The sequence below is a fragment of the Methyloversatilis discipulorum genome, assembly GCF_000527135.1.
Taxonomy (GTDB): domain Bacteria; phylum Pseudomonadota; class Gammaproteobacteria; order Burkholderiales; family Rhodocyclaceae; genus Methyloversatilis; species Methyloversatilis discipulorum.
The window spans coordinates 1-25,431 of sequence record NZ_AZUP01000001.1 but is presented as its reverse complement, the minus strand read 5'-3'; the positions used below and the strand labels follow the sequence as shown (position 1 = coordinate 25,431).

General features: G+C 66.3%; 22 protein-coding genes. 2 read left to right on the top strand and 20 right to left on the bottom strand.

Features of this window, described 5'->3' with window-relative positions; all coding sequences use genetic code 11:
- Positions 1-50: 50 nt before the first annotated feature.
- The 11 genes from METFAM1_RS0100115 to METFAM1_RS0100065 all read right to left on the bottom strand — a co-directional run bounded on the left by METFAM1_RS0100115 (position 51) and on the right by METFAM1_RS0100065 (position 10,919).
- Complete coding sequence (locus METFAM1_RS0100115; RefSeq protein WP_019917398.1) at positions 51-725, bottom strand: PEP-CTERM sorting domain-containing protein; 675 nt, start codon at positions 723-725, stop codon at positions 51-53.
- Positions 726-978: 253 nt separating this feature from the next.
- Positions 979-1,662, bottom strand: a complete 684-nt coding sequence (locus METFAM1_RS0100110; protein ID WP_024300327.1) for an EF-hand domain-containing protein — start codon at positions 1,660-1,662, stop codon at positions 979-981.
- A 320-nt stretch (positions 1,663-1,982) separates the two neighbouring features.
- Complete coding sequence (locus METFAM1_RS0100105; protein WP_019917396.1) at positions 1,983-3,269, bottom strand: sensor histidine kinase; 1,287 nt, start codon at positions 3,267-3,269, stop codon at positions 1,983-1,985.
- The gene (locus METFAM1_RS0100100) at positions 3,269-3,970 is read right to left on the bottom strand and encodes a response regulator transcription factor (protein ID WP_157256648.1); all 702 of its coding nucleotides are present in this window, start codon (positions 3,968-3,970) and stop codon (positions 3,269-3,271) included. Before METFAM1_RS0100100 ends, METFAM1_RS0100105 begins: the two co-directional genes overlap by 1 nt.
- Before the next feature lie 162 nt (positions 3,971-4,132).
- On the bottom strand, positions 4,133-4,927 hold the full coding sequence (locus METFAM1_RS0100095) for an ABC transporter ATP-binding protein (RefSeq protein WP_019917394.1): 795 nt from the start codon (positions 4,925-4,927) through the stop codon (positions 4,133-4,135).
- A gap of 55 nt (positions 4,928-4,982) precedes the next feature.
- Entirely contained in the window at positions 4,983-5,897 is a 915-nt protein-coding gene (ntrB, locus tag METFAM1_RS0100090) for a nitrate ABC transporter permease (protein ID WP_024300326.1), read from the bottom strand.
- A gap of 53 nt (positions 5,898-5,950) precedes the next feature.
- Positions 5,951-7,237 (bottom strand): CmpA/NrtA family ABC transporter substrate-binding protein, encoded by a 1,287-nt coding sequence (locus METFAM1_RS0100085; protein ID WP_019917392.1) that lies wholly within the window; start codon positions 7,235-7,237, stop codon positions 5,951-5,953.
- 446 nt (positions 7,238-7,683) lie between these two features.
- Positions 7,684-8,265: an ANTAR domain-containing response regulator gene (locus METFAM1_RS0100080; protein ID WP_019917390.1), complete on the bottom strand. Its 582-nt coding sequence runs from the start codon at positions 8,263-8,265 to the stop codon at positions 7,684-7,686.
- A 105-nt stretch (positions 8,266-8,370) separates the two neighbouring features.
- On the bottom strand, positions 8,371-9,543 hold the full coding sequence (locus tag METFAM1_RS0100075; protein WP_019917389.1) for a PP2C family protein-serine/threonine phosphatase: 1,173 nt from the start codon (positions 9,541-9,543) through the stop codon (positions 8,371-8,373).
- Positions 9,540-10,436 (bottom strand): response regulator, encoded by an 897-nt coding sequence (locus METFAM1_RS0100070; protein WP_232419608.1) that lies wholly within the window; start codon positions 10,434-10,436, stop codon positions 9,540-9,542. The genes METFAM1_RS0100075 and METFAM1_RS0100070 overlap by 4 nt, the downstream gene beginning before the upstream one ends.
- Positions 10,437-10,547: 111 nt before the next feature.
- Positions 10,548-10,919, bottom strand: coding sequence for a sirohydrochlorin chelatase (locus METFAM1_RS0100065; protein ID WP_019917385.1), 372 nt, complete (start codon positions 10,917-10,919; stop codon positions 10,548-10,550).
- Positions 10,920-11,003: 84 nt separating this feature from the next.
- Between METFAM1_RS0100065 and METFAM1_RS0100060 the strand changes: the two genes are divergently transcribed.
- Positions 11,004-11,669, top strand: coding sequence for a response regulator (locus tag METFAM1_RS0100060; RefSeq protein ID WP_019917384.1), 666 nt, complete (start codon positions 11,004-11,006; stop codon positions 11,667-11,669).
- Between the two features lie 5 nt (positions 11,670-11,674).
- Here the strand turns inward: METFAM1_RS0100060 and METFAM1_RS0100055 are convergent, their stop codons facing one another.
- From METFAM1_RS0100055 to METFAM1_RS0100015, 9 genes are all read right to left on the bottom strand, one after another.
- Complete coding sequence (locus tag METFAM1_RS0100055) at positions 11,675-13,564, bottom strand: hybrid sensor histidine kinase/response regulator (RefSeq protein ID WP_232419607.1); 1,890 nt, start codon at positions 13,562-13,564, stop codon at positions 11,675-11,677.
- 115 nt (positions 13,565-13,679) lie between these two features.
- Positions 13,680-15,710 carry a TonB-dependent receptor plug domain-containing protein gene (locus METFAM1_RS0100050; protein WP_157256647.1) on the bottom strand — a complete coding sequence of 677 codons (2,031 nt, stop codon included), beginning with the start codon at positions 15,708-15,710 and terminating at the stop codon, positions 13,680-13,682.
- Positions 15,711-15,822: 112 nt separating this feature from the next.
- Entirely contained in the window at positions 15,823-16,467 is a 645-nt protein-coding gene (locus tag METFAM1_RS0100045) for a LutC/YkgG family protein (protein ID WP_019917381.1), read from the bottom strand.
- Positions 16,464-17,882: a LutB/LldF family L-lactate oxidation iron-sulfur protein gene (locus METFAM1_RS0100040; protein WP_019917380.1), complete on the bottom strand. Its 1,419-nt coding sequence runs from the start codon at positions 17,880-17,882 to the stop codon at positions 16,464-16,466. Before METFAM1_RS0100040 ends, METFAM1_RS0100045 begins: the two co-directional genes overlap by 4 nt.
- Before the next feature lies 1 nt (position 17,883).
- Complete coding sequence (locus METFAM1_RS0100035; RefSeq protein ID WP_019917379.1) at positions 17,884-18,642, bottom strand: (Fe-S)-binding protein; 759 nt, start codon at positions 18,640-18,642, stop codon at positions 17,884-17,886.
- A 4-nt stretch (positions 18,643-18,646) separates the two neighbouring features.
- Entirely contained in the window at positions 18,647-19,648 is a 1,002-nt protein-coding gene (pbpG, locus tag METFAM1_RS0100030; protein WP_019917378.1) for a D-alanyl-D-alanine endopeptidase, read from the bottom strand.
- A gap of 102 nt (positions 19,649-19,750) precedes the next feature.
- Positions 19,751-20,899 (bottom strand): patatin-like phospholipase family protein, encoded by a 1,149-nt coding sequence (locus tag METFAM1_RS0100025; RefSeq protein WP_020647609.1) that lies wholly within the window; start codon positions 20,897-20,899, stop codon positions 19,751-19,753.
- Positions 20,900-20,959: 60 nt separating this feature from the next.
- On the bottom strand, positions 20,960-23,233 hold the full coding sequence (locus tag METFAM1_RS0100020; RefSeq protein WP_019917375.1) for an NADP-dependent malic enzyme: 2,274 nt from the start codon (positions 23,231-23,233) through the stop codon (positions 20,960-20,962).
- Between the two features lie 174 nt (positions 23,234-23,407).
- Entirely contained in the window at positions 23,408-24,124 is a 717-nt protein-coding gene (locus METFAM1_RS0100015) for a transglycosylase SLT domain-containing protein (protein ID WP_019917374.1), read from the bottom strand.
- Between the two features lie 607 nt (positions 24,125-24,731).
- On the opposite strand from METFAM1_RS0100015, the gene METFAM1_RS20990 reads away from it, so the two are divergent.
- A partial coding sequence (locus tag METFAM1_RS20990) for a hypothetical protein (protein WP_198291919.1) occupies positions 24,732-25,431 on the top strand: 700 nt, incomplete at its 3' end.

The window sequence follows — 25,431 nt, the reverse complement described above, 5'->3', positions numbered from 1 at the left end:
CCTTCTCTTTGCTGCGACCGCCGTCGACACGGCGGTTGGCGGACCGAGGATCAGACGCCGTGCACCCGACGACGCACCGACAGCGCGATCAGGCCGAGGCCGGACAGCATCAGCGCATAGGTTTCCGGCTCCGGTACCGCGGCGACCTGATCGATCTGGAAGGCCAGCATCTGCGAGAAGCCGGCATTCAGCGTCAGCGTGTAGGCGCCGACCGGCGTGCCCAGCGACGACAGATCCCATGTGTAGCGGAAGTAGTCGCTGACGCCTCCGTTCAGCGTGCTGTCGACCAGCGTGCCGGCGATGGCCTGGCTGCCGCCGTTGTAGCTCAGCGTCAGGCTGAAGGGCGTGCCACCGAACTGGCCGTCGAAGTCGTTGATGATGCCCTGGAACACCAGCGCGGTCGCGCCGGCATCGACGGTGGTGTCGGTGAAGGTGAAGGTCGACGCGCCGCCGTAGAGGCCAAAGCCGGCCGGGTAGTGGTCGCCGCTGACGCGGGTGAATACCGCGTCGCCCGAGCCGGCAACGTTGGAGCCGCTGCCGGCGACCAGTTCGTCGACCGTCAGCGCACCGCCGGTGCGGTTGCGGTTCAGTTCGTTCCAGCCATCGAAGGACAGCGAGGCCGCCGGATCGACGAACTGCTCATGGGTGCCGTTGGCGTGGGCGAAGGCGGAAGCCGAAATCAGGGCGGCGCTGACGACGGAACGGACGAGGACTGACTGCTTCATTGAATCTATCTCCCGATGAACGAAGGTGTTTGCCCGGCCTGGCCTTCTGTCTTCGCTGGGAGGCAATTCGAGGTACTGGCTCCGGACCGGACCTGCCGCCGGATGCCAGAGTGGATTCCCGTCACCGCCCGGACCGTGCCCGCGCGTTTATGAGAACGCTTCTCATTCTATAGAACAACACCCCGTCGTCAAGCCCGTCGTCGATCGACCGGCATATCCGTTCCGGCGCCGGGCCGGAACGGATATGCCGTAATCAGGCGCTGACCGACAGCGTCGATCCGGTACTCGCCGTGCTGTTGTCGCCGGTGTATTCCTGCAGCATCTGCAGCACGCGCGCCAGCATGTGTTCGTCGCGCGCGGCCTCGTCCGGCGGCGGCGGACGACTGTCGGACGACGCGCCGGACGCGGCCGCTTCGGATTCGCGGAAAGCCATCGCCTCCTGGAAGCTCACCTTGCCGTCGCCATCGGTATCCGCCTCGTCGAAGGACTCGACCAGCGCCGCCAGTTCGCTCGCCCCGGCGCTGCCCGATGCCTCGGCCTCTTCCGCCATGGCGCCCAGCTGCTCGACGCTCATGCCCTCGTCCTCGCCCGCCGGCGGCGGAGGTGGCGGCGGACGGTTGCCCATTGCCTGGCCGACGCGTGCCGCGCCGAAACTGTCCTCCAGCTGGTCGGCCACCTTCTGCAGCAGGCTGCCCAGTTCCTGCTCGGTCACCTTGCCGTCGCCATCGCTGTCCATCGCGCCAAGCAGGTCCTCGGCCGAGGCACCGCTGCCGGTGGATTCCAGCGCACCCGCCAGATCGCTGCTGTCGATGTATCCCTTGCCGCTGCTGTCCAGCAGCGCGAACACGTCCGCCGCCATCGCCGATGCATCCGGTTTCTGCGGCCGGTTGGCCTGCATCGCCGAAGCCATGCTGCTGCCCACGCCCGATATGCTCATGTCCATGCTCCCGTGTGAATGAAAGAGGTGGCCGCCGTTCTCGGCAACCATCGGTCACAGGGCAAGTTATCGGCCCGAAACGGCGCGCCAACCGGCCGTTTCGGGTAAAAGCGCGTGAGGGTACGTAAAGGAAAATGGATGCGTTGCGCCGCCCTCTTTACACGACGACACCGCGTCGCGTGTTGCAGCGATCCCTTCGTCATGCGCCGGCAAGTTTCGCCGCCGTCCGCGTCGCGCGGAAGTACCGATGGCTCTCACCGACGCGGCGGTCGCCCGGCGCGGCGGCAAGCACTGCCGGCGCGCGGCTGTGTAAAGACGCCTCAGTCCTCGGCCGGCAGCCGGATATCGACGCGCAGACCGCCTCCTTCGGCATTCGACGCGCGGATGTCTCCGCCATGCGCCTCGACCGCACGCCGCGCGATCGACAGGCCGAGGCCGGCGCCGTGGCTGCCGTCGCTGCGCTCGCCGCGGAAGAAGGGATCGAAGATGCGCTCCAGTTCGTCGTTGGCGACGCCATGACCGCCGTCGCTGATGCTGACGCAAGCGCTCCCGCCGGCCCGGCCCAGCGCGATGTGCACCACCGAACCGGCCGGCGCGTACTTCACCGCGTTGCGCAGCACGTTGTCGAAGGTGCGACGCAGCAGTTCGACCTGACCCTTGACGACCGGCCCCGCGCCATCGATCGACAGCACGACCTCGACCTCGCGCGCGGCCGCCTCGAACCGCGCATCACCGGCGACATCGTGCAGCAGGGCATCGAGCGCCACCGGCTGCGGCAGCGTGCGCGCCGCGTCGTGCTCCAGCCTCGCCAGACCCAGCAGTTCGCCGACCAGGGTGTCCAACCGCGCCGTCTCGCGTTCGACGCGCTCCAGCATCGCTTCGGTACGCGACGGATCCTGCCGTGCCAGACCGATGGCGGCACTCATCCGTGCGAGCGGCGAACGCAATTCGTGCGACACGTCGTGCAGCAGCCGGCGCTGCGCGTCGACCAGCTGTTCTATGCGGGTCGCCATACGGTCGAAGCCGCGACCGAGATCCGCGATCTCGTCGCGCCGACGGCCGATCCGTGCCGCTGTCCGCACGCCCAGGTCTCCACCGGCGAACGCCTCGAACGCCTGGCCGAGGTGACGCACCGGGCGCGACAGATACCAGGCCAACGCGGCGCTGAAGGTGAGCGCGCCGATCAGCAGCGCGACCACTTCGAGGAAGGGCGGCGGCGGCAGTGGCAGGCCACCGGCTGCCGACGGCGATCGATCGCCGCGCGCGGCGGCCAGCACTTTCCACTGCGCGCCGTCGATGGACACGACCCGCGCGCCGTCCATCCGTTCGGCGCTCACCGTACGACCGAACTGCTCGCTGCCGTCGGGCCGCACCAGCAGCGGCAGCGGCACCTGCTGCGCGCGCCAGATTTCAAGCAGCGTCACGGTCGCCGGCGGCCCCTGCTCGCGCAGCAGCATCTCGACCGTGTCGGCCATGAACACCGATTGCGGCCGTGGCCCGCGCCCATCCCGTGGCCAGATCAGCGACAGCGCCACCGCCACCAGCAGCGCCGCCACCGCCAGCGCGGCGACGAAGGCGAAGAACAGCTTCCAGAACAGCCGGCCCACTAGCCGCGCACCAGCTGGTAGCCGACGCCGCGCACCGTCTGTATCAGCGGTCGACCGCCGCTGAGCGGTGCCAGCTTCTGCCGGATGGCGCTCACGTGCACGTCGATGTTCCGGTCGTAAGGACCCATCGGCCGGCCCAGCGCCTGCAGCGACAGCTCGGCCTTGGACACGACGCTGCCAGCGTTGCGCGCCAGCACTTCGAGCAGGCCGTACTCCGAACTGGTGAGGGTGAGCGGCGTGTTGCCGTACTCGGCGCAGCGACGCTGCGGCCACACGGCCAGCGCGCCGACGACGATGGCGTCGTCGCTGGCTGCCTGTGTACGCGCGCCACCGATGCGACGCAGAATCGCGCGCAGCCGCGCCACCAGTTCGCGCGGCGTGCACGGCTTCTGCACGTAGTCGTCGGCACCCAGTTCGAGCGCCAGCACGCAGTCGATGTCGTCGCCGCGCGCGGTGAGCATCAGCACCGGCACGCCGGAGAAGGTGCGCAGCCGGCGCAGCACTTCGATGCCCGACACGCGCGGCATCATCACGTCGAGCACGACGATGGCGAAGTCGCCCTGGCGCAGCAGCGTCAGACCGCTTTCTCCATCGGCCGCGCGCTCGACCGCGTACCCTTCATTGGCAATGTACTCGCCGAGCATCGCACTGAGCTCGGCGTCGTCGTCGATCAGCAGAACCCTGTTTGCGTCGGCCGTCATCGGCATGCCTCACCTGTATTCGATGACGGCGATGATAAGCGGCGGCGGCGGCCGCGATGGGCGGGATACGGCCCGAGCCACGGTTCATTTCCGCGCCGAGCGCGAGCCGATGACACAAATGGAAAAGCGGGCCGCAGCCCGCTTTTCCCGGCGACGTGGCACTCAGGCCGCCTTCTTCACCTGCTTCTGGTACAGGAACTCGAGCAGCGCGGCACGGTACTCGACGAAATCGGCGTCATGCGCGAGCTTCAGCCGATCGCGCGGGCGCGCCAGCTTGACGTCGAGGATTTCGCCGATGGTGGCGGCCGGACCGTTGGTCATCATGACGATGCGGTCGGACAGCAGAACCGCCTCATCGACGTCGTGCGTCACCATCACCACGGTGGCGCCGGTCTTTTCCATCACGCCATTCAGCTCGTCCTGCAGGCTGGCGCGGGTCAGCGCGTCGAGCGCACCGAAGGGCTCGTCCATCAGCAGGATCTTCGGTTCCATCGCGAATGCGCGAGCGATGCCGACGCGCTGCTTCATGCCGCCGGAAATCTCGTGCGGATACTTATGCAGCGCGTGGGTCATGTGCACCATGTCCAGTGCCGCCTCGGCGCGCGCCTTCAGCTTGGTCTTGCCTTCCTTCTTGCCGAACACGCGTTCGACCGCCAGCAGCACGTTCTCGAAGCAGGTGAGCCAGGGCAGCAGCGAGTGGTTCTGGAACACCACTGCGCGCTCCGGCCCCGGACCGGCGATCTCGCGGCCGTCGCAGATCAGGTTGCCCGAAGTGGGCAAGGTCAGGCCGGCGATCAGGTTCAGCAGCGTGGACTTGCCGCAGCCGGAATGGCCAATCAGCGTGACGAACTCGCCTTCGGCGATGGTGAGGTCGATGTCGCGCAGCGCGACGAACTTGCCCTTCTTGGTATCGAAGGTCATGCCTGCGTTCTCGACTTTCACGATGGTCTTGCTCATGGTGGTCTCCTCGCGGGCCGGTGCAACGCACCGGCCGCATCACGTTTCGATGGGATCAGCTGTTGCCGTACGAGAAGCGGCGGGCGAGCAGCAGCAGCGCCTGTTCGAGCAGCAGGCCGACGATGCCGATGACGAAGATGGCGATGATGATGTGCTCCACCTTCAGGTTGTTCCACTCGTCCCACACCCAGAAGCCGATGCCGACGCCGCCGGTCAGCATTTCCGCGGCGACGATGACCAGCCAGGCGGTGCCGATGGACAGGCGGATGCCGGTCAGCATGTAGGGCAGCACCGACGGGAACAGGATCTTGGTGACGATCTTCCACTCGTCGAGATCGAGCACGCGGGCCACGTTCATGTAGTCCTGCGGCACGCGCTGCACGCCGACCGCGGTGTTGATGATCATCGGCCAGATCGAACAGATGAAGATGGTCCAGGTCGCAGCCGGGTCCGCCTGCTTGAACACCAGCAGGCCGATCGGCAGCCAGGCCAGCGGACTGACCGGGCGCAGCAGCGAGATGACCGGGTCGAACATCGCGTTCATGAAGGCGAAGCGGCCGATGATGAAGCCGAGCGGAATGCCCACCAGCGCGGCGAAGCCGAAGCCGATGCCGACGCGCTGCAGCGAGGACAGCACGTTCCAGCCTATGCCCATGTCGTTGGGGCCGTTGTTGTAGAAGGGATCGGCGAACAGCACCTTGGCCGCGTCCCACACCGCGAGCGGACCCGGAATGCTGCCGCCCTTGGCCGCCAGCAGCGCCCATACGGCAACCAGCAGCGCCATGCCGGCGATCGGCGGGAACACCGCCTTGAACACCGCGAGCAGGATTTCGGAGATCGGCGTGCGCGGCTCGCGCGGCGCGGCCTTCGCGACCGGCGCAGCCGCTTCGTTGGCGACCGGAGCCGGCACCGCGGACGGGGTGGCATGCATGGACACGACCTTGTCTGATGTGAGGGTTGCTGCACTCATGACGGATTCCTTTCAGTACCGGTCGGCGCGGGGCAGGCCCCGCGCCGGAAACATTACGCGGCGTTGATCTTGAAGCCGCCGGCGTACTTCTTCGGGTCCTTGCCGTCCCACACGACGCCGTCGATCAGCTTGTGCGTCCGCATGTCGCTCTTCGGCAGCGACACGCCGACCGCGGTGGCGGCCTGCTTGTAGATGTCGGTGCGATTGATCGCCTTGGCCACGGCCAGGTAGTCCGGATCGGTCTTGATCAGGCCCCAGCGCTTGTGCTGGGTCAGGAACCACATGCCGTCCGACAGGTAGGGGAAGTTCACCGCGCCATCGTTGAAGAACTTCATCGCGTTCTTGTCGTCCCAGCTCTTGCCCAGACCATTGGAATAGCGGCCGAGCATGCGTTCCAGGATGACGTCCATGTCGGTGTTGATGTAGGACTTGGCGGCCACCGTTTCGGCGGTCTTGCGACGGTTGGCGAGCGAGGCGTCGATCCAGCGCGACGCTTCGAGCACGGCCGAGGTCATCGCACGCGCGGTGTTCGGGTACTTGCTCACCCACTCCGCCGTCGTGCCCAGCACCTTTTCCGGGTGATCGACCCAGATGTCCTGGGTGGTGACGGCGGTGAAGCCGATCTTGTCGATGATGGCGCGGTTGTTCCACGGCTCGCCGACGCAGAAGCCGTCCATGTTGCCGACCCGCATGTTCGCCACCATCTGCGGCGGCGGCACGGTAATCACCTTGACGTCCTTCATCGGGTTGATGCCATTGGCCGCCAGCCAGTAGTACAGCCACATCGCGTGGGTGCCGGTCGGGAAGGTCTGGGCAAACGTGTACTCACCCGGCTTGCTGGCGATCAGCTTCTGCAGGCTGGCACCGTCGGTCACGCCCTGGTCCTTCAGCTTGTTGGCGAGCGTGATGGCCTGACCGTTGTTGTTGATCGTCATCAGGTTGGCCATGTCCTTCTTCGGACCGCCGACGCCCAGATGCACGCCGTAGATCAGGCCATACAGCACGTGTGCGGCATCCAGTTCGCCGTTGACCAGCTTGTCGCGCACCGCTGCCCACGACGCTTCCTTCGACGGAATGATCTTGATGCCGTACTTCTCGTCGAACTTCTCCACCGCCGCCATCACGACACTGGAACAGTCGGTCAGCGGGATGAAGCCGATGCGCACTTCCTTCTTTTCGGGGGCGTCGGAACCGGCGGCCCAGGCCGCCGAACGCACGCCGGGGGGCACCATGCTCATCAGCGAAGCTCCCACACCAAGTGCGGCGCCCTGCTTGAGAAAGCTGCGACGCGTCGCGCTGGTGTCAATGACGCTGTCTGCCTGCTTCGGATGCTCAGCCATCGTGTTCTCCGTAGTTTCATGATCGATTCCAGAATGAAAAAAGGGTGTGCATCCGCGGCTGAGAAGCCGACCGGATGGACACCCTTGTCCCTTATGGAGGCTTCTCGCCTCGCTGGCCGCAACCACGTTGTTGCGCCTTGAACGGTGATTAGCACGGCCCGTGCCAACCTTGAGAATCAATACAAAATCCGTTTTATTTCAAGCTGTTGAAACACGAACCGGAAACTGAACACGAAGGCACGGTCCGATGCGTCCGCACTTGTGCGGTGCGACAGCAGCGTGCGTACGCACCATGTCGAACCGGCGCATGCATGCCGAGGGCCTGACGCCATCTGCCGCCGGCTTCCTTGCATGGGTGCACGGCAATGGCGGATGGCCATGCACGGCGCAGCGAGCGCCGTGCCGACGGGAATCTCTACAACAGGGGGAAGGAAAGGCCCGGCCGGTCAGCCGAGCAGACGCGCGGTCGCGATGAAGTCGTCCGACACCGCGGCAATCGTCTTGCCGCGCTCCATCGCCAGCTTGCGCAGCGTGTGATAGGCGGCATCCTCGTCAATGCCGCGCAGCTTCATCAGGATGCCCTTGGCACGATCGATCGAAATGCGCTCGGAGAGCTTCTGCCGCGCTTCGTCGCGCGAGCGGCGCAGTTCCTGGTGCTCCTCGAAACGCGCCAGCGCGACATCGATCACCGGCTTGATGCGCTTCGGCTCCAGGCCATCGACCACATAGGCCGAAACGCCTGCCTTCATTGCGCGGCGTATCGTCTTGCTGTCCGAATCGTTGGCGAACACGACGACCGGGCGCGGCATTTCGCGGTCCATCGCCGCCATGTTCTCCAGCGTGTCGCGCGACGGCGAATCGGTCTGGATCAGGATGACGTCCGGTTTGATTTCCTCGACCTTCATGTGCAGGTCGTAGGCGCTCGACAGCACCGCTGCCACCTGGTAACCGGCGCAGGCGAGCCCGGCGCAGATTTCAGCGGCGCGCTTGCGCGATTCGTCTACCACCAGGACATTGAGAACGGCCATTGTTCAGTCAGGAAAGGGATTCCGGACCGACGCGATGCAATCGCCGTGCCAATCGCCGCCCCGCGCGCCGCAAATCAAGCTGCGACAAGGACTTGCGTGCGGGCCTCAATCAAGGTCTATCACCATCAGCGACACGTCGTCGTGCGCCAGTGCCCCGTCCAGATGCATGGCGAGTGCGGCGCGCACCGCATCGTGGCGCTGCGCCGGCGCATTGTCGTGCAGCACCTGCTCGAAGTGCTGCTGGCCGAAGGCGTCGCCGCGCATGCCCAGCGCCTCGACCAGTCCATCCGAACACAACACCAGCTGGTCGCCGGGCGTCCAGCTGAAGCGCTGCGGCGGCACGTTCATCGCGTCGTCGCCGTCGATGCCCAGCGGCAGATTGGCCGACGCGAAGCGCTCGATCACTGCGCCGCTGCGATCCAGCCACAGCGCCTCGGGCGTACCGCCCACCCACACCTCGCCCTCACCGGCGTCCAGACGCACCATGGTGGCCGCAACGAAACGACCGACCGGCAGCGTGGACATCAGGTGGCGATTGATTTCGCTGGCCATCAGGCCGAGCGACAGGTTCTTCTTGGCCATGCCGAAGAACACCTGCAGCACCGGCAGCACGCTGATCGCCGCCGCCAGGCCGTGGCCGGTCGCGTCGGCCAGCAGCGCATACAGCGCACCGGACGGCGAATGCGACACGGCGACGATGTCACCCGAGAACTGCGCGGTCGGTGTAACCGAGTAGCGCACGCGACGATCGTCGACCGCCTTGCCCTGCACCTGGCGCTCGATCACGTGTCGCGCGAACTCGATTTCCTCCTCCTGTTCGGCGTGGTAGTTCGCCATGCTGGCGTGCATGACGATCTGCCGCGCGCAGTTGGCGAGCTTGGCGGTCAGGATGGCGAAATTGATCGGCTTGGTCAGATAGTCGTCGGCGCCGGCTTCTAGGCCGGCAATCATGTCGGCGTCGTCGGAGCGGGCGGACAGCAGCAGTATCGGCAGGAAGGTGTCGGCCGCCAGCCGGCGCAGCTCGCGCGTCGCCTCCAGTCCGTCCATGCCGGGCATCACCACGTCCATCAGCACGACATCGGGGCGGTAGGCGCGGTAGGCCTGCACCGCACCGGCACCGTCCGAGGCCTCGATGCAGCGGTGGCCGAGCCGGCGCACCAGCGCGCTGACGGTCGCCCGGCCGACCAGGGTGTCGTCGACCACCAGCACCGTCATCTGCCGCAGCGGCGCGGCCGCCTGCTGCGCTGTTGCTGCCTGCGCCATGCCGATTGCACTCATGGCCGTTCCACCGTTGCCGTGACCACGTTGCCGCAGCCCTTGTATTCGAGGCTGCGGAAGCACAGCTGCCGCGCCATCGCAATGCCGCGACCGTTGGGGTCGAAGGCGCGCCCGGGGTCGAAGTCGAGATAGCGCGCGAAATCGAAGCCCGCGCCGTCGTCGCTGACTGTGTAGCGTACGGCCTCGTCGCCGCATTCGATCAGCAGTCGCGCACGGCGATCGGCGTACTCCGGCAGCAGCAGACGTCGTTCGACCTCTTCCTGCCAGCAATCTTCCAGCCGCAGCCGCGATTTCTCGGCATAGCTGATGCCGAGGTTGCCGTGCTCGACGGCGTTGATCATGAGTTCGCTCAGTCCCATCACGATGTTCTCGGGCTCGGGCGATACCAGCGAGGCCAGCGAGGCCAGCTCGGTCGCCTGACCCAGCGTGCTGAACTCGAACTCGGCGCGGCGCAGCGCACCCATGGCGCGGCGCATGCCCTCGGCCTGCAACTGGATCTCACGGGTGCGGTGCGCCTCCTCCAGCGCCGATTTGACGATGGCCAGCAGCGCATCCGGTTCGTAGGGTTTGGTGAGGTAGTAGCGGGCACCGGCCTGCAAGCCCTCGCGCACCTGGTCGGGTGTGGCGGCGGCGGTCTGCATGACGACCGGCAGGCCGCTCAGGCGCGGCGTGCGGCGCACGCGACGCAGCAGTTCCATGCCGTCAAGTCGCGGCATCATGCGGTCGAGCACCAGCAGGTCGAAATCGATCGCGGCGTTTTCGAGGTATTCCCAGGCTTCGACACCGTCGCGCGCCATGGTCAACTCGTAACCCTGCCCGTCAAGGTATTCGCCGATGATTTCGAGGTTGAAGGGCTCGTCATCGACGACCAGAAGTCTGATCGGGGCAGACATGCTCACCATAAGGAAGTGCTCCGCGTTGTGGGCGAGCGGCGGGCCTTGGAGTCCGTCGCCCCCCGCTCATCGCAAGCTGTAACGGCAAGGTAACCGACGGCTTGAGCGCGCTCAGCCGGCCAGCGCAGAGCGCGCCACCTCGGCCATCACCGCCTGCACGCGCGGATCTTCGCCGACCGCGGTGGCGAGATCGATGCGCAGCGACGGGTGGCGGGCACGCGCCGCCTCAAGCTGCGCCGGCAGGTCGCGCCGCACATGCCCGCTCTGCGCGATGAACATCGGCAGCACCGCAATGCGTGTGACGCCGGCCGCGGCGAGCCGGTCGCACGCCTGTTCCAGCGTCGGTTCGAGGAATTCGAGAAAGGCCAGTTCGACCTGCGGTGCACCGTCGCCCGCCGCCACCTGCGCCGCCACCTCGCGCAGCGGGCGCGCCCATTCCGGATCGCGCGATCCGTGTCCAAACAGGATGAGGCCGTGATTCAAGACATGTTCTCCATTGCATCGCAGCAGAACTGCAAACACTGCAGCATATAAAATCCGTCCGTCGCCCGATTGCGAGAAACGTCCATGCAGGTAATGATCGTCGAAGACCAGCCGCTCGTCGTGGAAGGCCTGCGCAGCGTGCTGACCGAAATCGACAGCGAGCCGGACATCCGCTGCGCCCTGCTGGCCTCGCGCGCACTGACCATGCTGCGCGGCGGCCTGCGCCCCGATCTGGTCATGCTCGACCTCAACCTGCCGGACGCCGAAGGCACGACCTTGCTGACGCAGCTGCGCAGCGAATTCCCGGACGTGCCGGTGGTGGTCATTTCGGCGCAGGATGACCGGCACACGATCACCGACGCCATCGACCAGGGTGCGATGGGTTTCATCTCCAAAAGTTCGACCACCTCGGTGCTGGTGAGCGCGCTGCAGCTGGTACTGAAGGGCGGCATCTACGTGCCGCAGCAGGTGCTCGACGACGCCATCCACCCGCAGCCGCCACGACCGACGATACAGGACCTCGCCGACATCGGTCTCACGCCGCGCCAGATACAGGTGCTCGGTCTGATGATCGAAGGCATGCCGAACAAGCTGATCTGCCGCGAACTGGGCATTTCGGACGGCACGGCCAAGACCCACATTTCGACCATCCTGCGCCTGCTCGCGGTGAAGAACCGCACGCAGGCGGTGTTCGCGCTGTCGCAGATGGGCATACGCCTGCCGCGGCGCCCACCGAAGGGCAGCGCTTAGGCGGGTCAGCCCTCCTCTGCGGCGTCGAGCAGGCCGCCGATCACCGCGTCGAGCACCACCGGTCGCACCGGTTTGGCGACCAGCGGAATGCCGTGCGTCTCCAGTTCGATCTCCAGCTCGCGCGTGGCCGCCAGTCCGGTCATGATCAGCGCCGGAATCTCTTCGCCCAGTTCGCGCCGCAGCGAAAGTACCGCCGACAGTCCATCCAGACCGTCGCCGAGCTGGTAATCGCTGATGATGAAGTCCGGCGCGCCGGCCTGGCGCAGCTGGCGCAGCACGAAGTCGGGCGAGGTGCCCGACACCACGTCGATGCCGACCGACGCCAGCAGCGACTGCAGCGACTGCAGGATGGCCGGATCGTCGTCGATCAGCGCGACGCGCCGGTTGGCCAGCCGCCGCAGGCCCTGCAGTTCGTCCTCGACCGGCGCCGGCACGAAGGCATGCACGCGCGGCACCGTCACGCTGAAGTTCGAACCGCGCCCGGGGCGCGAGCGCACGGCCAGCGCATGACCGAGCAGCGTGCACAGCCGGCGCACGATGGCCAGCCCCAGGCCCATGCCGCGGCCACCACTCCCGGGGTCGGTGCCGGGCAGGCGCACGAATTCGTCGAACACGTCGTCGATGCGCTCCGGCGGAATGCCCTGGCCGCTGTCGCGCACCTCGATGCGCAGGACGGCGTCGCCGAGCCAGCGCACGCCGACGAACACGGCCCCCTGTGCGGTATAGCGCAGTGCGTTCGACACCAGATTGGCGAGCACGCGTTCGAGCAGCAGCGGGTCGGAACGGCACCAGGCGCGCGTCGGATACAGTTCGAAGCGCAGGCCCTTCTCCGCCGCCTGTGCCTCGAAGGTGAGGCGCAGGCTTTCGAACACGCGCCAGAGCGGAAAGTCGGTGATGCGCGGCTGGGTAGCGCCGGATTCCAGCCGGGCGACGTCGAGCAGCACATCGCGCATGTTCTCCAGCTTCATCGACGAGCGCTCCAGCCGGGTCAGCAGACCGCTGCTTTCCTCGTCGCGCAGGCGCAGTTTCAGGGTGCGGATGTCGAGGCCCATCGCCATCAGCGGCTGGCTCAGGTCGTGCAGCAGCGCATCGACGAACTGGGTCTTGGCCCGGCTGGCCTGCTCGGCCCTCTCCTTCTGCTGCTGCAACTGAGCGGTCGCATCGAGCACCCGCTGTTCGAGGTCGGCCCGCGCCCCGCTGAGCGTGACGGCCATCCGGTTGATGCCGTCCTCCAGCACCTGCATGATGCCGCGTGCGCCGGTACGCGCCCGCGCCGAGAAGTCGCCCTGTTCGATGCGGCGCACGGTGTCGGCCAGCGCACGCACCGGCGCGGTGGCGCCGTCGGACAGGATGCGCGCGAACAGGCCGGCCAGCAGCAGGCCACCAGCGGTGATCAGCGCAGCACTGACGATCAGTTCGCGTCGTGCCTGCGCACTGCCCAGCCGCGACACCTGCACCACGACGACGCCAAGCCGGCTGACGGCGGGCGTGTCGTCACCATTGTCGAACAGCGGGTCAGGTCGCGCCTGCACGCTGAAAACCGGTGCGGCGAACAGATGGTAATCGTCGGTACTTTCGAGCAGCGCCGGCGCACCAAGGCCATCGGTCACGCTCCGTTCCGGCATGCGCGTACGTCCTGCTCGCGCCAGCACCACGTGATCGCGGTCGAACACGACCAGCCCGTCGACATCGCGCTCGCGCAACGAGGCGTCGGCGATCGACTGCAGGATGTCGATGTTGCCGGCAAACAGACCGTACTCGGAGGCCGGCGCCAGGCTGGCGGTGAGCAGCATGGCGCGGTCGATCAGCGCGCGCTCGATGTCGGCAATGCGGGTGGACGTGAAGTGAACGGCCAGCGCCAGCGCGATCGCCACCGACGGCAGTAGCGCCGCCACCAGCACACGGGCACGGAATCCGAGTCGATTGAGTCCGAACCGACTCCGCACCCCGCCTCCTTGCGTAGACCGCCTGTTTATCCGGCGATCATGATACGGGATCGCGGCGGTCGCTTCAGAACCAGCTGGAGCGTAGCGTCAGCATGGTCTGCCGGGCGACGCGGTTGAACGGCACGCGCGCGCCCTGATCGTCGTTGAAGGTTTCGTAGCCCGGGCCGATGTCGGTCACCGCAAGCGCGGCCTCCCAAGTCATGTTGCCGCTGCGGAATTTCTTCGCTACCCGCGCATCCATCGTCTGGTAGGCACGTACGCGCTTGCTGCCGTTCAGATAGTGGGCCGAATTGACGCCGAACAGCGTTGCCGCGATCGACCAGTCGTGGCTGAACTGTTCCATCCAGGTCAGCGACCAGGAGGAGGTCGGAATCGTGTCCGAATAGCAGGTCTGCCCCGGGTCGCACACCGGCTCCGAACTGATGCGCGGGATCGCGTGCGACCACCAGATTTCGCGGCCATCGCCACGATAGCGGTACTGGTACTCGATGCCGGTGATCTGCGCGCCCGGGCCTTCGATATAGGTCCGCCCGCGTTCGAGGTAATCCGGATCCTCGTAGCGCGTTTCGGTGATCAGATGATTGAAGCGCTCGTGGAACACGCGCACGTCCAGCGTGGACGATCCGAACTGCCCGACGTAGCCCAGTTCCGCCGAATCGAGCCGTTCGGGCTGCAGCCCCGGCGTGCCAACGTAGGTGCGGATGACACGGCCCGCATACTGCGGAGGCAGGAGCGGGATGAGCTGCGGATAGATGAAGCGCGAATCACCGCGTGCCTCGATCAGCGCCGGCTGGCGGAAGGCGCGGCTCACACCGGCCTTGATCGCATGCTGCGGCGTCACGTGCAGCGTGGCGAACACGCGCGGCGACGCCTGCGGACTCTGGTTCTGGAAACGCTCGATCATGTTGCCGAAGTTGAAGGTCCAGTACTCGTTCGGCCGCCATTCGGCATTGGCGGACACGCGGAACAGACCTTGTGACTCGCGGCCGGTGACGAAGAACATCCGGTCGGAGCGGAGTTCGTCGCGACGGAGTTCGGCACCGAGCGCGAGGCGCCAGTCACTGACCGGCACGAACTGATACTGGAAATCGAGGTTCTTGCGGGTCGCGGTACGGTTGTAATCGATCGGCAGTTGCAGCGGACCGAGCACACCAAACCACTCCTCGCGCCCCTTGTCCTCGTTCTGGTAATAGCCGACCGACCATTCATGATCGGTGGCGACGATGCGACGGAAGCGCAGATGAGCAAACCAGTTGTCGGTGTGCACATCGCGGAAACCGTTGGCGTTGTCGGTATTTCCGGTCGCACCGAACGGGTAGCCGACGCCCCGGTAGCCGCTGCTCTGCCCGGCCATCAGGCTGATCTCGTCGGAGCCGTTCAGCGCCAGGTCGGCGCGCAGCGTCGATGCATTGAGCCTGGCATCGTCGTTGCGGTGTTCGAAACCTTCGTCGCCCATGGTGCGCGCGTTGATGGCGACGCTGAGCGGGCCGAAGCTGCGGCGCAGTCGCGCCGACAGGTCGGACACATTGCGGCTGCCACCGGTCAGCGCGACGCTGGCCGCGGGGCCGTCGATGCTGGAACGGGTCACGATGTTGACCACACCGGCCACCGCGTTCGAGCCATAGGTCGCCGCGTTCGAGCCACGCACCACCTCTATGCGCTCGATCTCGTCCATCGTCAGCGGCAGCGCATCCCAATCGACATAGCCGTACAGATAGGGCGAATAGACCGAGCGGCCGTCGATCAGCACCTGCATCCGGTTCGGGTTCAGCGTGCCGAGGCCGTGATAGAACAGCGCCGGCGAATGCCCGGTATCGCTCATCACGTTCATGCCCGGCACCAGGCGCAGCAGTTGCGGCAGGCGGCGGTAGCCGAGGCGCTCGATGTCTTCGCGGGTGAACAGCGTGACCGCACCCGGCGCGTCGTCGATGCGCTGCGGCATGCGGGTCATCGACAGCACGACCGGCAGGTCGTCGTCGAGGAAAGGCGACTCCGGTTCGTCCTGCGCCCGCGCGTCGGACATCGCCAACGCGAGCGGAAACAGGCAGAGGACGAGATGGCGGTGGGCGTAACGGCCTTTTGGCTGTGCGGACATATGCGACTGGACAGGCGGTTCTTGTTCGGTGGTTTCTCGGCGGGCCGAGCCTCGCTTGGCGCGGATTATCCGTGCAAACCGCTTCGACCGACAGCCTGCGGGACTGTCGTACTCAGCCGACGATCAGCAGATGTACCCGGTAGGGGCCATGGGCGCCAAGCACGATGGTTTGTTCGATATCGGCCGTGCGCGACGGTCCTGAAACGAAATTGACCGCCCGCGGCCAGGCTGACAGTTCGCGCCGTGCCTCGGCCCAAGCGGCTTCCATGTCGGCGACGATGTGCTGGCGCGGAACCACCGCGATATGCGTTTCCGGCAGCAGGCTGTTGACCGCCGGCGACTGCGGCCCGGAACAGAGCATCAGCGTGCCGGTTTCGGCGATGGCACGGAAACAGCCGGTGACGCCGACCAGATCGTCGCCGGTCGCCGCGCCGATGCGTGCATCCAGACCGGCGCCCGCCCAGTCCAGCGCGGCCAGTGCCGGCGCGACGACCAGCGTCGTCGGCAGCCCCTGCCCGCGCAGCCAGTCGGCGCAGTGCGCAGGCACTTCGGCTTCGGTGGCGCAGCGGTCCACGCTGGAAATCATCGCCCGTGCGCGCTCGATGAAACGATCGAGCAAGGCATCCGCAGCGGCGCGCGGCCCGGTCTGCCGGAGCGCCAGCGTTGCCTCGACGCGCTCGCGTGCCGCCAAGGTCGTGCTGTCCGTGCGGCCCAATTGGCGGCGCAGGCGACCGAGAATGTCGTCGCGCACGCTCATTGCCCGCCTCCGCGCCGGCGCTCGGCGTAGAGCTCACGGAAGGTCTTCGCCGCCGGCGCCGGAAAATCGCGCTCGGCGGTCCAGCCCGGCGCAACGCCCATCACCTGTATGCGATCACGGCCATCGGCCAGCCAGCGCAGATAGCGCACGGCGACGCGGGTGCCCAGCGCATACAGCTTCGGGCGTGCCGCGACCCAGGCCCACAGCTTGGTGGCGATGCGCTCCGACCACGGTCGCAGGCCGCGCTCGACCTGCTTCTCGCGCAGCGTGCGCATCAGATCCGGCAGCGGGATCGACACCGGGCAGACGACGCCGCACTGATTGCACAGCGTAGCCGCGTGCGGCAGGTCCATCGCCTTGTCCAGCCCCTGGTAGAGCGGCGTCAGTACCGAACCCATGGGCCCGGGATAGACCCAGCCATAGGAATGACCGCCTATCGTCTGGTACACCGGGCAATGGTTCATGCAGGCGCCGCAGCGTATGCAGCGCAGCATGGCTTCGAATTCGCTGCCCAGCAGATCAGCGCGACCGCCATCGACCAGCACGAAATACATGTGCTCCGGACCGTCCGCATCGCCAGCCTGCTTGGGGCCGGTCAGCATCGACACGTAATTGGTGATGGCCTGACCGGTGGCCGAGCGCGGCAGGATGCGCAGCAGCGTGGCCAGATCCTCCAGCGTCGGAATCACCTTCTCGATGCCGGTCAGCGCGACATGCACGCGCGGCAGCGTGGTGCACAGCCGGCCGTTACCCTCGTTGGTGACGATGGCGACCGAGCCGGTTTCGGCGACGAGGAAGTTGCCACCGGACAGGCCCATGTCGGCGCCGAGGAATTCCGGCCGCAGCACCGCCCGCGCCTCGTGCGTCAGCGCCTCGATATCGGTCTTGGGCGCGGTGCCATGCACGCGCGCGAACAGTTCGGACACCTGCTCCTTCGACTTGTGGATCACCGGCATGATGATGTGCGACGGTGGTTCGTTGTCGTTGATCTGCAGGATGTACTCGCCGAGATCGGTCTCGACCGGGCGGATGCCGGCAGCCTCGAGCGCGGCGTTCAGCCCCGCCTCTTCCGACACCATGGACTTGGATTTCACCACCGTACGCACGCCGTGACGGCGCGCGATGTCGATGATCAGTTCGCAGGCGTGGTCGCCGTCGCGCGCCCACAGCACGGTAGCGCCGCGCTCGATGGCCTTCTGTTCGAAGCGTTCCAGCCAGACGTCGAGATCGCGCAGTACCGAGGCGCGGATTTCGGTGGCGCGTGCGCGCACCGCGTCGAAATCGGGGAAGGCGGCCACTGCCGCGGCGCGCGATGCGGCATTGCGGCCGCGCGTGCGTTTCAGGTTGCGCTGCAGTTCCGGGTCTTCGAGCCGCTGGCGCACCCGCGACACGAAGTGCATCGAGCGGACTTCCATGTCAGCCCTGGCCCCCGACGTCGCCGGCGAGCAGTTCGGCGATGTGGATCACCTGCGTCAGTTCGTCGCCGTTGCGCCGCAGCCGGCCTTCGATATTCATCATGCAGCCGAGGTCGCCGAGCGCCACCGCGTAGGCGCCACTGCCCCGTATCGCCTCGCACTTGCGCTGCACGATGGCGCCGGAAATGTCCGGATACTTGACCGCGAACAGGCCGCCGAAGCCGCAGCAATCTTCGCATTCGCGCATTTCGATCCGCTTTACGCCGGACATGCGGTCGAGCAGCGCGCGCGGCTGCTGTTTCACGCCCAGTTCGCGCAGGCCGGAACAGCTGTCGTGATAGGTGACCGAACCGTTGAAATCGCCGGGCACCTCGGTCACGCCGGCGACATCGACCAGGAACTGCGTCAGTTCGAAGGTTTTCGCCGCCAGCGCCTCGGCGCGCGCCCGCCACGCGGGCTCGTCGGCAAAAAGGTCGGGATAGTGCGTGCGCACCGTGCCGGCACAGGAGCCGGAGGGCGCGACGACATACGGGAAGCGCTCGAATTCGGCGATGAACTTGCACGCCAGCGCGCGCGCCGCCGCGGTATCGCCCGAGTTGTAGCCGGGCTGTCCGCAACAGGTCTGCGCCTCCGGCACGACGGCGACGTAACCGGCCGCCTCGATCAGCTTCAGTGCCGAGAAGGCGACGGACGGCCGCATCAGGTCGACCAGGCAGGTGACGAAGAGAGCAACCTCGCCGCGACTGCCCGGAGCGACCATGAGCTCAGCCCTGACGGGCGCCCTGCTGGGCCACCTGCTCGACCCAGCGGCGGATGCGGTTGGCGTCGCCGATGCGGGTCAGGCGGCCCCAGGAATCAAGCAGCACGATCACCACCGGCTTCTGGTTCATCCAGGCCTGCATCACCAGGCACTTGCCCGCCTCGTTGGTGAAGCCGGTCTTCTGCAGACCGATTTCCCACTCGGGGTTCGACACCAGCGCGTTGGTGTTGTTGAAATGCACCATGCGGCCATTGACGGCGAAATAGCCGTCGCGCGTGGTCGAGAACTCGCGGATCAACGGATAGCTGGCCGACGCTGCCACCATCTTCGCCAGATCGCGCGCCGACGACACATTGCGCGGATTCAGACCGGTGCTGTCGAAGAACTGCGTGTCGGCCAGACCGAGGTCGTGCGCCTTACGGTTCATCGCTGCGATGAAGGCCGCGTGGCCGCCCGGGTAGTAGCGCGACAGCGCCGACGACGCGCGGTTTTCCGACGACATCAGCGCCAGATGCAGCATTTCCTCGCGCGTCAGCCGGGTACCGATCGCCAGACGCGAACGGGTGCCCTTGAGCTGGTCGATGTCCTCCTCGCTCACCTCAAGCACCTCGTCCAGCGCCGGCTTGGCGTCCAGCGCCACCATCGCAGTCATCAGCTTGGTGATCGAGGCGATCGGCACGATGGCCGACGAATTGCGCTCAAACAGCACTTCGCCCGTGTACTGGTCCTGCACCAGCACGGCGGTCGACTTCACATTCGGCAGACCGAGTGCGTCCACGTCGGGCATGGCGGCCTCGCGCGGCACTGCCGCGACGGACTTGCGGGAGGTTTTCTTGATGCTCGCCTGCTTGATGCGCGCAGACTTGGAGGATTTGGCGACCTTGACCGATTTCTTGCCGGCTTTGGCCTGGGTGGTCGTCTTGCCGGAAGCGGCTTCGACGGTGGGTGCGACGACGAAACTCAGCGCCATCGCGGTGCAGCTGACCATCAGGTACTTCAGAAACATGCGTGTGACCCCTGCTGGCGGTTCGATTGAGGCCGAAGTTTACCCCCCGATGTCAAATTCTCAAACGAAAATAAGAGCCTGGAAAGTATTCTTAGGGCGAGTTCACGATCGTGAAGTAGTACTTGACGGCATTTCCGCCGCAAACTTCAGACCAAGAAAGCTCACCACGTCGTCCGCGCGCGCCATCGTGTCACGGTAACCGAGGTCTATCAGTGCCCGGGTGAAGGGCTTTTCGAACAGCAGATAGCTCGCCAGACCGCCACCGGCGCGCCGGGTGCCGCCAATGCCGCCGAGCAGCGTACGCACACCTATCGGCAGCGCATCGACGTGGCGGGCGGCGATGTCGTCCAGCCGCTCCGACGGCGCGATCACCAGCGTTTCGATCGGCCGCAAGGGCACGCCCATCTGCGCCATCACGTGTGGCGGAATGCGGCCGAGAATGTCATTGACGCGCTGCAACTGCTCGATGTCTATCATCAGCTGGTCGAGAAAGATGCTGGCCAGCGCGTGGCCGGCGACCTGGGCCAGCGACGGGTAGCCGTGACCGCGACGCCGCGGATCCTTCTCGCTCATGCGCCCTACGCCGACGATGAAGATGCGTTCGGCGCCCAGATGCACCGCCGGGCTGACCGGCGCCAGCTGGCGCATCGAGCCGTCGCCGAAGTACTCGCGGTTGATGTGTACGGCCGGAAAGATGAAGGGCAGCGCGCTGCTGGCCAGCAGATGCTCGACCTTGAGCGGCGTGCGCGAGGCGGCGCGCTGCATGCGCTTCCACGGTTCGATGCCATCGCCGCCCTCGAAGAAGGCGACGCTGTCGCCCGAGGTGTAGCCGGAGGCGGTGATTGACAGCGCGTACAGCGCGCCGCGCTGGATCGCCCGGTCGATGCGCGAGAAGTCGAGCCGGGCGCTCAGCAGTTCGCGCAGCGGCGTGTTGTCGAGCAGAGATTTCGGATAGCGATCGACCGCCCAGCCGAACATCAGCGCCATCAACCAGCGCGCGCCGGTCTTGCCTATGCCCCAGGGGTCGGCGCGATAGACCTGACCGGCTTCGAAGTTGCGCCAGATGTACAGCAGGTTGTCGACGGCGTCGCCGAAGTCCTCGCTGTAGACGCCAAGCGCGGTGGCATTGATGGCGCCGGCCGAGGTGCCGCACAGGATGGGGAAAGGATTGACGCGCTTGTCCGGCAGCAGCTCGCGCACCGCCGACAGCACGCCGACCTGGTAGGCGGCGCGAGCGCCGCCCCCGGACAACACCAGCGCCGTCCTTCCATGCTGCTCCACGCCCTCCCCCTTTCGGGCACGGGCCGTGGGTCAGCGGTTCTGACTTGCCTCCACCACGGTCAGTGCAGTCATGTTCACGATGCGCCTCACCGTCGCCGTCGGCGTCAGGATGTGCACCGGCTGCTTTGCGCCGAGCAGGATGGGGCCGATGGTCATGCCCTCGCCTGCGGCGGTCTTCAGCAGATTGTAGGAAATGTTGGCTGCATCCAGCGTCGGGAAGATAAGCAGATTCGCCTCATCCCGCAATCTGGAGTTGGGGAAGATGCGCGTGCGGATGTCGATGTCCAGCGCCGCATCACCGTGCATTTCGCCTTCGACTTCCAACTCGGGATGATCAGCGTGCAGGATTTCGAGGGCGCGACGCATCTTGTCCGACGTCACCGTATTGTCGGAACCGAAGTTGGAATGCGACAGCAGCGCGATCCTCGGTTCTATGCCGAAACGACGCGCCTCTTCCGCCGCCAGCACCGTCATCTCGACCACCTGTTCCGCCGTCGGATCGTAGTTCACATAGGTATCGCACAGCATCAGCGTACGGCCCGGCAGGTTCAGCAGATTCATCGCGTAGAAGTTGCGCAGCCCTTCCTTCAGGCCGAGCACGTTGCGCACGAAATGCAGGTGGCGCGCGAAGTTGCCAAAGGTGCCGCAGATCAGGCCATCGGCGTAACCGAGGCGCACCATCAGCGCACCGATCAGCGTAGTGCGACGACGCGCTTCCATCTTCGCGTAATCGACCGAAATGCCCTTGCGCTCGGTCAGTGCGTGATAGGTGGTCCACAGCTCCTTGTAGCGCGGGTCGTTTTCCGGCGTCACCAGTTCGAAGTCGATCTCCGGACGCAGGCGCAGGCCCAGCTTCTGGATGCGACCGAGCACGACGTCGCGCCGACCGATCAGGATGGGGCGCGCCATGCCCTCGTCGACCACGTTGCGCACCGCGCTCAGCACGCGCTCGTCCTCGCCCTCGGCGTAGATGATGCGCTTCGGATTGCGCTTCGCCTCGGCGAACACCGGCTTCATCACGAGGCCGGAAATCCACACCAGGTTGTTCAGCTGCTGGCGGTAAGCCTCGAAATCCTCGATCGGACGCGTCGCCACGCCCGAATCCATCGCCGCCTGCGCCACCGCCGGTGCGATCTTGACGATGAGGCGCGGATCGAAAGGCTTCGGAATCAGGTATTCCGGACCGAAGGACATCGGCTGCTCGCCGTAGGCGGCGCGCACGATTTCGCTCTGCTCGACCTGGGCCAGATCGGCGATGGCGCGCACGGCGGCCAGCTTCATTTCTTCGGTGATCGTGGTCGCGCCGACATCGAGCGCACCACGGAAGATGAAGGGGAAGCACAGCACGTTGTTGACCTGGTTCGGATAGTCCGAACGGCCGGTCGCGATCACTGCGTCGTCGCGTACCGCCTTCACCTCGTCCGGCATGATTTCCGGGTTCGGGTTGGCCAACGCCAGAATGAGCGGCTTCGGCGCCATGCGCTTGACCATGTCGGCCTTCAGCACGCCACCCGCCGACAGACCGAGGAACACGTCGGCGTCGTGGATCACTTCGCCCAGCGTGCGCGCGTCCGTCACCTTCGCGTAGCGCGCCTTCAGCGGCTCCATGTCCTCGATGCGACCTTCGTACACCACGCCCTTGATGTCGGTCACCCAGATGTTCTCGATCGGCATGCCAAGCAGCACCAGCAGATCGAGGCAGGCCAGCGCGGCCGCACCGGCGCCGGAAGTGACCAGCTTGACCTCCTTGATGTCCTTGCCGACGGCCTTCAGACCATTGAGCACGGCGGCACCGACGACGATGGCGGTGCCGTGCTGATCGTCGTGGAAGACCGGAATCTTCATCCGCTCGCGCAGCTTGCGCTCGATGTAGAAGCACTCCGGCGCCTTGATGTCCTCGAGGTTGATGCCACCGAAGGTCGGTTCCATCGCCGCGATGATGTCGACCAGCTTGTCCGGGTCGCGCTCGTCCAGCTCGATGTCGAACACGTCGATGTTGGCGAACTTCTTGAACAGCACGCCCTTGCCTTCCATCACCGGCTTGGCGGCGAGCGGGCCGATAGGGCCCAGGCCGAGCACGGCGGTGCCATTGGTGACGACGCCGATCAGGTTGCCGCGGGCGGTCATCTGGCTGACCTGCAGCGGGTCGGCGACGATCTCCTCGCAGGCGGCGGCGACGCCGGGCGAGTAGGCCAGCGACAGATCCTGCTGGTTGGTCAGCGCCTTGGTGGGAACGACGGAAATCTTGCCCGGGGTGGGCTTACGGTGGTATTCGAGTGCAGCGTTGCGAAAGTGCTCATCCATGGTGAACGGCGACTCCTCCGGTCGAGTTGCATCGCCCTGCACCCGATGCCGCGCCTGATGGGCGAAACATGGTGCAGTGCGAAAACCGGAGATTTTAGCCGTTCGGCGCGCCCAGCGGGCTGTGGATAACCGTTGTATCGCGCGAGCCGGCCGCGCGGCCGGCCAGGAGAGGCGTCAGAGCGCCACTTCCGCCGTCTGCAGACGCGGACCGAAAGTCGCGGAAAGACGGCGGTATTCCGCCAGCACCTTGTTCGAATACACCTGGTCGGGGTCCTCGATCGATCCGACATAGCGCTGCAGACCACCCTCGACGGAGCCGGACAGGCGGATGTATTCACGCAGCACCTGCGCACCGACGAAGATGCTGGTGGTCGGGTCGAGCAGCGACGCATCGGGACCGAACAGCGCCAGCTTTTCCGGGTGGTATTTCGGGATGACCTGGGTCAGCCCCTGCGCACCCCAGGCGCTCTCCGCCGTCGGGTTGAAGGCGGACTCGACCGAAATCAGCGCGATCAGCAACAGCGGATCGAGTTTGTAGCGGGACGCTGCTGCGTAGACGTCGGTCACGTACTGCTCCACTGCGACACGCGCGACGCGGTGACGACGCGACACGTGATCGGCGACCGTCTTCTGCTGCGCGGTCAGTTCGACACCGGAACCGGTAGCCGGCAGATCGGGCATCTGCAGATCGGCGTCTGCCGAAACCTGCTGCGTGCCGCCCAGCAGCGAGAATTCCGGCAGCGATGGCAGCATGCGCGGCGTCAGACCCGCTTCGGCCACACGCAGTACGACGAACACACTGACCATGAGACCGACGGCGAGCAGACCACCGTGCGCAAAGTGCAGCACTACGGCTGCGGTGCCCTTGAGGACGGAGAAAACCTTGTTCATGCAGCACTCCTTTCGCGCGTTCCGACGACCATCGCCTGAGCGATGGACGCAGCACGCCTGAGGAGCCCGTGCTAACGGGCTGTTGCCGTGCCTCGCAGCGTGGCGAAGCGTACGGAAAAGCTTGAATCGCGGCGTTCGCGAACCGCAGTGGCGGTCGGAACATTCTGGAAACCCGGACGGACAGGACTGGAGCCCGGGTCAAACTGGAACTGCTGGTGGCGACGTATCTGTTACGTGCGCCGGAGGGAGCGATCAAGCAACGACGCGCGCATCTTCCTGATTTGCAAGGGACAGGTCAAGTAAAGCTTCGTAACACCGGATCAGGATGGGCTCCTCGTCAAAGAAAAAAGCGGCATGGAGACAACGATCTCCATGCCGCTTTCGATGACGCAGGACGCGTGATCAGGACGGACGCGAACCCGTCGGGAAGGGCCATGCGGCGGCCGGATTCAGCGACGACTTGATACCCGGCGTAGCAGCGGTCGACGGCGTTGCCGGCGCGGGCGCAGCGGGCGCTTCCGACTTTGCGGCAGCGGCCGGAGCGGCCTCCGGTGCCTTCGCAACAGCCTTGGTCACCGCAGGCGCCGCCACCTTCTTCGCAGCAGGCTTGGCAGCCGGCTTTGCGGCAGGCTTGGCCGGAGCGGCCTTCTTCGCCGCCGGCTTCGCAGCGGCCTTCGCCGGTGCAGCCTTCTTCGCGGCCGGCTTTGCAGCAGCCTTCGCCGGCGCAGCCTTCTTCGCCGCCGGCTTCGCAGCAGCCTTCGCCGGTGCAGCCTTCTTCGCCGCCGGCTTCGCAGCAGCCTTCGCCGGTGCAGCCTTCTTCGCCGCCGGCTTCGCAGCAGCCTTCGCCGGTGCAGCCTTCTTCGCGGCCGGCTTTGCAGCAGCCTTCGCCGGCGCAGCCTTCTTCGCGGCCGGCTTCGCAGCAGCCTTGGCCGGTGCAGCCTTCTTCGCCGCCGGCTTCGCGGCAGCCTTCGCCGGAGCAGCCTTCTTTGCGGCCGGCTTCGCAGCAGCCTTCGCCGGTGCAGCCTTCTTCGCTGCCGGCTTCGCAGCGGCCTTCGCCGGTGCAGCCTTCTTCGCGGCCGGCTTTGCAGCAGCCTTCGCCGGTGCAGCCTTCTTCGCTGCCGGCTTCGCAGCAGCCTTCGCCGGTGCAGCCTTCTTCGCGGCCGGCTTTGCAGCAGCCTTCGCCGGTGCAGCCTTCTTCGCTGCCGGCTTCGCGGCGGCCTTCGCCGGTGCAGCCTTCTTCGCTGCCGGCTTTGCAGCAGCCTTCGCCGGTGCAGCCTTCTTCGCCGCCGGCTTCGCAGCGGCCTTCG